Origin of the sequence: Kitasatospora sp. NPDC056446 (genome assembly GCF_042796115.1) — a bacterium.
Lineage (GTDB): Bacteria > Actinomycetota > Actinomycetes > Streptomycetales > Streptomycetaceae > Kitasatospora.
The window spans coordinates 1-1005 of sequence record NZ_JBHTRF010000265.1; the positions used below are offsets into that span (position 1 = coordinate 1).

Annotated in this window: 1 protein-coding gene; it reads left to right on the top strand. The window is 66.4% G+C overall.

Annotated features, from left to right (window positions below; genetic code table 11):
* Positions 1 to 1005, top strand: a 1005-nt coding sequence (locus ACFQ6N_RS41180) for a hypothetical protein (RefSeq protein WP_380659245.1), incomplete at both ends; no start/stop codon positions are given.

Here is a 1005-nt window from a genome sequence, read left to right on the forward strand (position 1 = left end):
GGCCTGACCCGCACCGGCCGCGCCAACACCAGCAACTGGCCCGGACAGTTCTTCACCAGCCGCACCTATTACACGCGCGGCCGGCTGGACTTCCAGATCGACAGCTGGAGCGCCTACGCCGAAGACAGCATCCGCGCGGGGCGCCTGTCGTTGCGTCCCGGCCTGCGCATCGACCATGACAGCTACATGCAGCACACCACGGTCGCACCGCGCCTGGCGATGTCACTGGATCTCGACACCGCCGGCGACACCCAGCTGATCGCGGGCGCCAACCGCTACTACGGCCGCAACGCGGCCACGTGGCGGCTGCGCGATGGCCTTGATCGGCTGCAATACAGGAACCAGCGCCGCCCCACCCTCGACAGCGAGTGGACCGCAGGTACGCAGACCGCCAACGGGCTGCATTTCGATCGCCTGAGAATCGCCTACGACGATGAGCTGATGCTGGGCGTCAAGCAGCAATGGAAGGGCTGGGAGTTCCTCGGCAAGGTCGTCAACCGCAAGGGGCGTGACCAGGTCGTGCGTTCCAGCAGCCGGGTGCAGGACGAACGCGCGGATGACCCTTCGCTGGCCACCCACTACGAAACCTGGAGCAACGACGGCCGCAGCGAGACACAGATCATCAGCCTTACCGTGCGCCCCCTGCACCGCCTGCAGTTCGGCGGAACCAGCACCACGGGCCTGCTGGCGCTGGACTGGACCGACAGCCGCTCTTCTGCGCCCGACTACGAGGACGACTTCAGCACCGCGTACTACGAGAATCCGATCATCCGCTACGACGGCAGCTACATCCGCTACCGCGATCGTCCGGCAGACAACTTCAACCGCCCATGGACCGCGCGACTGGCCACCACCACGCACATCCCGGCAGCTCGGCTGACCTGGGGCAATACGCTCCGCTACCGGGCCGGGTATCGCGCGATCCGGGACACCGGACTGAAGGATGTCCATGACGGCCAGAGCGTCGCGGTCTGGGAAAGACGGCGGTTTGCCCCTTCGTTGATC